The following is a 3,141-nucleotide window of genomic DNA, read 5'->3' as shown; positions in this document are numbered from 1 at the left end:
CGAAAAGAGCAGCGACTGGATGTTGAACTTTCAGAAAAGCAACAAGGCTATAGAGAATTAAATATGCTTCTCACCGATTTAGTCGACGCGCAAATCGCGAGTTATGATAATGGCAAACTCACCTTTATTAATGAAGATGCGAGAAGGTTTTCAAATGGTGAATGGTTAGAAACTCTTGTGCATAGTACCGTTAAGCAACTTCAAGATGATTTACCGACCATTCAAGACAGATCGCTCAATGTTCAAGTCTATCGTAAACTGGGTGAGCGAGAAGTCCGAAATGAGCTTGATGTCGCCTCGGTTGTGAATAATAAACTGCATATTATAGAGTGTAAGACCAAGGGCATGCGTGATGATGGGGATGACACCCTGTATAAACTCGAATCCCTCAGAGACTTACTCGGGGGCTTACAGGCTCGAGCTATGCTCGTGAGTTTTCGCCCTTTAAGACATAATGACATTACTCGCGCCGAAGATCTCGGCCTCGCTCTGATTGGGCCAGAAGAGCTAAAGAATCTAAAACATCACCTACGCGAATGGTTTCAAGATGCGGGTGGTAGCGAAGAACTGTAGCCGACTTGTACCAGGTTGTAGCCATTCCATATACATTAACAGCGCCATACAAAAATAGCCCTATACGAATATAGGGCTATTAAACACTGCAAGACATTGATTTTATTGGCTATTAAATTAAGCCAATACTAGCTGTTAAAACGATGCTTAGCTGTCATCTTCGGTGAAGTTTGTTGGCAGCGTCATCTTCATTTGATTCCAAATTTGCGCACTTTCCATACCGTAATTACGAATAATTAACGGCAACTTCTCGCGATCCCCTTCTTGGCAAACTTTAAGCAGCTGGACATAGAACTCCATGGCCAAAACGCGTGATTCTGGATTAGAGAAATAGTAACTTCCGACGCGGTCATACAGCTTTTTTACACCATTAAAGATGAGTCCATAAATTTTGTTTCCGGAATGAAACGCCAACCTTTGGAACAACATGTAATCGTAAAAATTAAACGTACGAGCAAGCAAAATCTCTTGTCGTCTTTCTTCGTCTTTTTCACCGTCGTCTTTTACGTGCTGACGAATTTTATCCGCATAAGGTGAGGAAGACATAAATTCATCCCAGTCACTGGCGTTAATCAGAGCTTCGCAAGATTCGATGACAGACGAGATGGTTTTTTCTGAACTCTCTTTATTTGCCTTAAACGCATAGCGCATAAAAATAGGGCTAATATTGGTGCGAGCCGCCAGTAAATCTTCAACGATCGATGTGGCATTGTCAGCGTCTAACGTCATTAACGTGTCGAGAATGTGTAACCCTGACGTTTCCATAAACTGGTTAACTTTAGTCGGTTTACCATGTTGGATGGTCAACCAACCATCTCGAGCCAATCTTTGTAATACTTCTCGCAGTGTCGTACGAGTAACACCAATAAGCTCTGAAAGTTCACGTTCAGCGGGCAAAATGGAACCGGGAGGGAAACGACCATTCCATATACTTTCAATAATGTATTTTTCTGCAAACCCTGCTGGGCTCTTCGCCTTAATGACCATTAAGTACTTTCTCGTATAATTTTATTGTGTCTAATATTACTCATCATACCACTAGTTGAAGGTGTTCGGAAACAAAGAGATACAAAACTGATACACGCCAAACAATAGAGTTTTTAGTCTAAAATTTACCCATGCATCTTTACCGTTTATGCTAAAAATTCTCCAATAGAGCGCTATTTTATTACGTTTGCTAGTGGTAACTCATGGTGGCCATACTTATCAACATAAATAAACGCTATGGATAGATCGTTCCAATACCTAATATCAATGACCATAAGTGCTAATTTAACCGCCTAGAAAACGATGACACCTCACAGTTAACATAACGATAACAATTCAACCATAAACACCCAACTTAGATCGCGTTTTTACTCGAAATGTATCTAAATGTTACACAGAAAAGGTGTTTTTTATTGACTAAAAATATCCTAAGGGTAGAGTTGCGCTCGTAGTTAATAGTGCTTGTTATTCTCAGGGAGTGACTTGGCAAGGCCACAAATTTGTTACGATATTGTTGTTTTACTAAGTCACTGTTGGATCAAATAATTTTCAATTATTTTGGTTAATGTGAATTCGAGCGGACTACCGCATCTATTCCTAAACAACATTAAAGAGTATTCTCCATGCCGATGTCACTCGGAAATGCGTTCATCAAGAACTTTCTTGGTAAAGCGCCAGATTGGTACAAAGTTGCCATCATTTCATTTCTAATCATAAACCCAATTGTTTTTTTCTTTGTTAATCCATTCGTTGCAGGCTGGCTTTTAGTCGTCGAATTCATATTTACACTCGCTATGGCGCTTAAGTGTTACCCACTACAACCCGGTGGCTTGCTTGCTATTCAAGCGATTGCGATTGGAATGACCAGTGCTGAGCAAGTAAAACATGAATTGGTGACCAACATAGAAGTTCTCCTTCTGTTGGTCTTTATGGTAGCGGGTATCTATTTCATGAAGAATCTGCTTCTCTTCATGTTTACTAAAATACTCTTAGGTATTCGCTCTAAAGCGATGCTCTCTGTGTCATTCTGTTTTGCAGCCGCCTTCTTGTCTGCATTTTTAGACGCACTCACCGTTATTGCGGTCATTATTAGCGTCGCTGTCGGGTTCTACTCTATCTATCATAAAGTGGCATCGGGTCAAGGGTCGACCAACTCACACGATCACACGCGAGATGACCAGCTTTCAGAATTAACAAGAGACGATCTAGAAAACTATCGTGCATTTTTACGCTCTTTGCTTATGCACTCAGGCGTGGGTACCGCACTTGGTGGGGTAATGACCATGGTTGGGGAGCCTCAAAACCTGATTATAGCTGACCAAGCCGGATGGTTGTTTGGTGAGTTTATTATTCGTATGGCTCCGGTTACTTTCCCTGTCTTTGTTTGTGGCCTATTGACATGTGTGTTAGTAGAGAAACTGAAAGTGTTCGGTTATGGCGCTGAACTCCCCGACAATGTTCGACAAATCTTAGTCGACTTCGATACCGCAGAAAGAAAGAATCGTACTCAACAAGATGTTGCCAAGCTCTGGATTCAAGCAGCTATCGCGGTTTGGTTAATCGTTGGACTGGCACTCCACC

3 protein-coding genes are annotated in these 3,141 nt (G+C 41.4%); 2 read left to right on the top strand and 1 reads right to left on the bottom strand.

The window, feature by feature from the left end; genetic code table 11:
• A partial coding sequence (locus ACP45E_RS16840; RefSeq protein WP_141707381.1) for a Card1-like endonuclease domain-containing protein occupies positions 1 to 573 on the top strand: 573 nt, incomplete at its 5' end.
• A 147-nt stretch (positions 574 to 720) separates the two neighbouring features.
• Here ACP45E_RS16840 and fadR read toward each other — a convergent pair.
• Positions 721 to 1,560 (bottom strand): fatty acid metabolism transcriptional regulator FadR, encoded by an 840-nt coding sequence (gene fadR / locus ACP45E_RS16835; RefSeq protein WP_017033859.1) that lies wholly within the window; start codon positions 1,558 to 1,560, stop codon positions 721 to 723.
• Positions 1,561 to 2,183: 623 nt separating this feature from the next.
• Here fadR and ACP45E_RS16830 point away from each other — a divergent pair.
• A partial coding sequence (locus ACP45E_RS16830; protein ID WP_347229986.1) for an SLC13 family permease occupies positions 2,184 to 3,141 on the top strand: 958 nt, incomplete at its 3' end.

This window comes from Vibrio genomosp. F10 str. 9ZD137 (assembly GCF_049974785.1).
Classification (GTDB): Bacteria; Pseudomonadota; Gammaproteobacteria; order Enterobacterales; family Vibrionaceae; genus Vibrio.
Note: the sequence above shows the minus strand (reverse complement) of the source record. Positions and strands in the feature narration are given on the sequence as shown.

Coding starts and splice junctions, on each gene's coding strand:
- fadR (WP_017033859.1), bottom strand. CDS start 1,560: ATGGTCATTAAGGCGAAGAGCCCAGCAGGGTTTGCAGAAAAATACATT.